At 71.0% G+C, this 5,319-nt stretch carries 5 protein-coding genes; all 5 read right to left on the bottom strand.

All coding sequences use genetic code 11. The annotated features are described in order from the left end of the window. Positions 1 to 450: 450 nt before the first annotated feature. Positions 451 to 1,515: a penicillin-insensitive murein endopeptidase gene (gene mepA, locus V7067_RS15140; RefSeq protein ID WP_334176739.1), complete on the bottom strand. Its 1,065-nt coding sequence runs from the start codon at positions 1,513 to 1,515 to the stop codon at positions 451 to 453. Positions 1,516 to 1,535: 20 nt separating this feature from the next. After that, positions 1,536 to 2,450 (bottom strand): allantoinase PuuE, encoded by a 915-nt coding sequence (gene puuE, locus V7067_RS15135; protein ID WP_334176738.1) that lies wholly within the window; start codon positions 2,448 to 2,450, stop codon positions 1,536 to 1,538. A 101-nt stretch (positions 2,451 to 2,551) separates the two neighbouring features. Further along, complete coding sequence (gene holA, locus V7067_RS15130) at positions 2,552 to 3,589, bottom strand: DNA polymerase III subunit delta (RefSeq protein ID WP_334176737.1); 1,038 nt, start codon at positions 3,587 to 3,589, stop codon at positions 2,552 to 2,554. A 25-nt stretch (positions 3,590 to 3,614) separates the two neighbouring features. Continuing rightward, positions 3,615 to 4,217 carry an LPS assembly lipoprotein LptE gene (gene lptE, locus V7067_RS15125; RefSeq protein ID WP_334176736.1) on the bottom strand — a complete coding sequence of 201 codons (603 nt, stop codon included), beginning with the start codon at positions 4,215 to 4,217 and terminating at the stop codon, positions 3,615 to 3,617. Continuing rightward, positions 4,204 to 5,319 (bottom strand): class I tRNA ligase family protein (locus tag V7067_RS15120; RefSeq protein ID WP_334176735.1); only part of this gene is annotated, 1,116 nt, incomplete at its 5' end. The genes V7067_RS15120 and lptE, both read right to left, overlap by 14 nt.

The raw sequence follows: 5,319 nt of genomic DNA, 5'->3' as shown, positions 1-5,319 counted from the left end.
AGCCTGCGTACCTGCATCGTCTCCTGCCGCTCTGTGTCGGGTTGCCCGTTTGGGGGTGAAAACCAGATGAATTCGACCGGTACGCGCCACCGGTAACGCACCCATCAGGATAGAACCCCGGAAGGCTTACCGAAGAGTTAACGCGCGGTCTACAGGCCATCTTCGCCCGGCCGGGCCGGTGGTTGTGCCGGCGTCTGCCATCCGGACGAGAGAAAGCCTGCCCCTGAGGGACCGCATTCCTGCTCCTGCCTGCTCCCCGCGCCAAGGGGGCGCAAGAATTGGGGCGACAGTGTGGCCCGGCGGCTGCGGCACAGCCCGCTTTCCCCGGCTGCAAGGTCGCGGGCGGGGTTTGCCTCCGGGCGCGGCGGGCCCGCCGGCGCAGGGTTTCAGAGCGGGGCGGGCCCGCCCGCACAGGGTTTCAGGGTGCGGCGGGCCCGCCCGCACAGGGCTTCACGGTGCGGCGAGCACGCCGGCGCAGGCCGGCGGCAGGTCGGCCAGCATCACCGGCGGCTTTGGCGGCGGCGGGGGCACGGCCGGGGTCCACGGCTCGTCGGTGAACCACCATGCAAGGGTTGCGTCGCAGCCGTCGCCCGGCGGCGGCGGGGCCTGCGGCCGGCACGCGGCCATGCCGGGCGGGCAGGCAAGGCGCACGTGAAGGTGATCGTCATGGCCCCAGTAGGGGCGCACCCGCGCAAGCCAGCCGCGCCCGCCGCCTTCGCCGGCCGCCGGCCATGCGCACAGCCACGCCTTCAGCGCCGGATGCACGAACACCCGTTCAACCGCCGGGTCGCGCGCCGCCCGGCGCACGAAGGCGCCGAGCGCCGGGCTCCATTTCGCCGGATCGAGTTCGCGCGCGCCGGGCAGCAGCAGCGAGGTGGCGGCGCGGGTTTCGCGCTCGTCGCGGCTCTGCACATGACCGGGCATCGGATCGTACCACAGGTCGGTATCGAGCCCGGTCTGGTGGCTGGCATGGCCGGTCGCCATGGGCCCGCCGCGCGGCTGCGACATGTCGCCGATGAGAATGCCGCGATAGCCGAACGCCGGGGCATCGGCGGCCAGCCGCGTCAGGTAGGCGACGAGGTCCGGCGTGCCGAAATGGCGGTTGCGGGCGGGGCGCATCGCCTGCCAGCCGGGGCCGTCGTCGGCAAGGCGCACGGCGCCGGCAAGGCAGCCGCGGGCATAGCCGCCGATGGCCGCGACCGGCCCGGCCGCCGGCCCCGGCGCGGCGCCGAACAGGCGGCCGGCCGGTTCGCTCGCCGCCGCATCCGCCGGCAGCGGCCAGGGCAGCGGCGCGGGCGGCGGCGCATCCATCGCTTCGCCTTCCGGCGCGGCTGCGGGGGCGGTTGCGGCCGCGGGCAGGGCCTGCGTTACGGCCGCGGGCGGGGCCTGCGTTGGACCGACAGGCGGCGCCTGCGCCCGCGCCGGGCCGCCGGCCGCCAGCAGCAGGGCAAGCGGCAGCGCCCGCCACAGGGCGACGGCGCCGGCCGGCGGATGGCGGCGATGCGGGGCGGACATGGCAGCGCTGCGGCGCCGGCTCAGGGCTTCGGCGCGTGGTGTTCGTGCCAGTGGCGGGCAATATCGATGCGCCGCGTCAGCCACACCCTGTCGTGGCCCTGCACATAATCGAGGAACCGTGCCAGCCCCATGATGCGCCCCGGCCGGCCGATCAGGCGGCAGTGCAGGCCGATGTTCATGAACTTCGGCGCGGTCTCGCCTTCCGCATAGAGTGCGTCGAAATTATCGCGCAGGTAGTGGAAGAAGTGGTCGCCGGTGTTGAAGCCCTGCGCGGTGGCAAAGCGCATGTCGTTGGCATCGAGCGTGTAGGGAATGATGAGGTGCGGCCCCTTGCTGCTGTCGATCCAGTAGGGCAGGTCGTCGGCGTAGGTATCGGACGAGTAGAGGAACCCGCCCTCTTCGGCGGCCAGCTTGGTGGAGTGGATGGAGGCGCGGCCCGTATACCAGCCGAGCGGGCGTTCGCCGGTCACCTCTGTGTGGATGCGGATCGCCGCTTCCATGTGGGCGCGCTCGTCTTCCTCGGAATAGTCCTTGTAGTCGATCCACTTGTAGCCGTGAGAGGCGATCTCCCAGTCGGCTTCCTTCATGGCGGCCACCGCCTCGGGGTTGCGGGCCATGGCGGTTGCGACACCATAGACCGTCACCGGCACGTTGCGTTCCGTGAAGAGACGCCACAATCTCCAGAAGCCGGCGCGGGAGCCGTACTCGTAGATGGACTCCATGTTCATGTGCCGCTGGCCGGGCCAGGGCTGGGCCCCGACGATTTCGGAGAGGAACGCCTCGGAGGCCGCATCGCCGTGCAGGATGCAGTTCTCGCCGCCCTCCTCATAGTTCAGCACGAACTGCACGGCGATCCGGGCCTCGCCCGGCCAGTGCGGATGCGGCGGGTTGCGGCCATAGCCGGTAAGATCGCGCGGGTAGGAGGAAAGAGGCATGATGAAATGTCCGGAGAAAGTGGCGGCAGCCATCGGCACGCACGGAAAACGTCAATGCCGCAAGCCTGCTCCCGCAGGGATAGCTTTGTAAAGGCGGTCTGTCAGCGCCGCCCCGCCGCCCGCGCCGCGGTGCCCAGCGCCAGCAGCGCCTCGGCGGCGATCTCGTAGCCGAGGCCCGGCTTGAGGCGGGACTGGACGATGGCTTCGTCGATGCGGCCGGCGGCGGCTTCCAGCCTTGGCGTCGGCCACAGCGACAGGATGCGGGCGACCGTTGCCTTGCGCCGGAAGAACACCGGCGGAACCATGCGCTCCACCGCCTGCGAGGCGGTGGCGCCGGCATCGACCACGAGGCGGCCGCGGGCAAGGGTGTGGAGCTGGCGCAGCGCCGCCGTCAGCAGCACGGACGGATGGGTGCCGGAGGCCTCGATGCGGCGCATCTCGCGCGCGAAGCCGGCGACATCGCCGCTCAGCGCGGCATCGATGGCATCGTCAAGGGCGAAGGCGGCGGTATCGCCGACGATGGCGCGTACATCGGCCAGCGTCACCCGCCCGGTGCCGCGGGCATAGAGGCAGAGCTTGGCGACCTCCGAGCGCGTCAGCCGGCGGTCGGCGCCGAGCAGCAGGTGCAGCGCCTGCCGGGCATCGTCGTCCACGCTGAGGCCGGCGGCCTTCGCCTCGTCGGCAATGACGCGGTCGAGATCGGCCGCCGCATCGGCATAGCACGGCACGGCCAGGGCGGTGCGGTGGTCTTCCACACGCTTGCGCAGGCCGGTGCCCTTCTTCAGGTCGCCGGCCTCGATCACCACCACGGCATCGCCGGGCGGCGTGTCGAGCAGCGGTTTCACGGCGTTTTCGATGGTCCGGCCGCCGACCTCGCGCACCCACACGATGCGCCGGCCGCCGAACAGGGCGACGGTGCGGGCCTCGTCGTCGAGGCGGGCCGGATCGGCGGCGACCTCCGCGCCGTCAAGGCGCACGGTGGAGAACGGATCGTCCACGCCGGCGCTCGCCGCCTTCACGATGGCGGCCGCCCGCTCCGCCACCAGCCCCTGATCCGGGCCGTAGACGAGGATGACGCCGGACAGGCGTCGGGGATCGGCAATCAGCCGGTCGATCTCGTTGCCCTTCAGCGCCGCCATCGCTCGGCTCTCCCCGCGGGCGGCCTCACCCGCCGTGCTTCTGCTGTTCGCTGGCGAAATAGGCGGCGACGCGGATGCGGATGTCGCTGGCGATCACCTTGGCGGCGCGGTTCTCCGCATCGATCTGCGCCCGCAGGTTGGCAAAGCGCTGGCTGGAGAAGTCATAGGAGGCATCGGCGGTGCTGACGCCGCGCAGCAGGGTGCGCTGGGTGGCGTTGTCGGTCAGCATGAAGTTGGCCGTCATGGTGAGCAGGTACGAGGCCGGCACCTGCGACATGACCTGCACCGCCACCGCCGCGGAGGTGGTGGAGGTGATGAAGCGCAGGTGGTAGCGCGGCTTCTGCTCGTCGCCGCCGCCGGTGAAGGAATAGATCAGCTCGTTGCGCAGCACCTGATCGGCCCGCGTGCCGGCCGCGCTGATGGAAATCGCCGCGAGCTGGCTCTGCACCTCGCGGTTGGCTTCCGTGCTGGTTGCGCCGAGTTCGGCATAGAGCGGGCGGGCCTGACAGCCGGCCAGCAGCGTGGCGGCGCCCGTCAGGCCCATGAAGCCCAGAAAGGCGCGGCGGCTCGGCGCGACGTCTTCGATTGCGCCCGCCGGGCGGCGCGCCTTCCGGTCATCCAACGACATTGACGATCCTCTGCGGAACCACGATGACCTTGCGGGCCGGGCGGCCCTCAAGGTAGCGCTGCACGTCTTCCATCGCCAGCACCGCGGCCTCGATTTCCGCCGCCGGCGCATCGCGCGACACGGTGATTTCGCCGCGCCGCTTGCCGTTGACCTGAACCGGCAGCACCACGGTGTTTTCCACCGTCAGCGCCGCATCGAACGCCGGCCAGGGCGTTTCCGCCACCAGCGTGCCGTGGCCCAGCATCGCCCAGCACTCCTCGGCCAGATGCGGCATCATCGGCGCAATCATGGCGACGAGGAATTCCAGCCCCTCGCGCAGGGCCGCGCCGTCCTTGCCGGCCGCATCGTCCTGCGCCGCGCGGGCGAGCACGTTGACATATTCATAGAGGCGGGCGACCGCGCGGTTGAAAGCGAGGCCCTCGATATCGCCTTCCACCGCTTTCAGCGTGCGGTGGGCGGCCTTGCGGATGTCGCCGCCCTCGCCGGCCGCGGGCGCGGTGCCCGGCGCCGGCAGGCGCGCGGCGTTTTCCGCCACCAGACGGAACACGCGCTGCACGAAGCGGTGGGCGCCCTGCACGCCTTCCTCGGTCCAGATCACGTCGCGCTCGGGCGGCGAATCGGACAGCACGAACCAGCGGGCGGTATCCGCCCCCCAGCTGCCGATGATGTCGGAGGGGTCGACGGTGTTCTTCTTCGACTTCGACATCTTCTCGATCGGGCCGATCTCCACCGGCTGCCGGGTTTCGAGGTGGATGGCCTTGCGGCCGCCCTCGAACTCGGTGATCTCGATTTCCGCCGGCGAAACCCAGTGGCCTTCGATGTCCTTGTAGGTCTCGTGAACCACCATGCCCTGCGTGAACAGCCCGGCGAACGGCTCGTCGATGCCGATGTGCCCGGTCCGGTGCATCGCACGCACGAAGAAGCGCGAATAGAGCAGGTGCAGGATCGCGTGCTCGATGCCGCCGATATACTGGTCCACCGGCAGCCACGCATCGGCCGCCGTGCGGTCGGTCGGGGTGTCGGCGTGGGGGGCGGTGAAGCGGGCGAAATACCAGGACGAATCGACGAAGGTGTCCATGGTGTCGGTTTCGCGCCGCGCCGG

Origin of the sequence: Pseudoxanthobacter sp. (assembly GCF_036822375.1) — a bacterium.
Taxonomy (GTDB): domain Bacteria; phylum Pseudomonadota; class Alphaproteobacteria; order Rhizobiales; family Segnochrobactraceae; genus Pseudoxanthobacter.
The sequence above is the reverse complement of the archived record's forward strand: the minus strand, read 5'-3'. Positions and strand labels throughout refer to the sequence as shown.

Excerpts from the sequence above, each read along its gene's own strand:
- mepA (WP_334176739.1), bottom strand. The coding sequence starts at position 1,515 with ATGTCCGCCCCGCATCGCCGCCATCCGCCGGCCGGCGCCGTCGCCCTG.
- puuE (WP_334176738.1), bottom strand. The coding sequence starts at position 2,450 with ATGCCTCTTTCCTCCTACCCGCGCGATCTTACCGGCTATGGCCGCAAC.
- holA (WP_334176737.1), bottom strand. The coding sequence starts at position 3,589 with ATGGCGGCGCTGAAGGGCAACGAGATCGACCGGCTGATTGCCGATCCC.
- lptE (WP_334176736.1), bottom strand. The coding sequence starts at position 4,217 with ATGTCGTTGGATGACCGGAAGGCGCGCCGCCCGGCGGGCGCAATCGAA.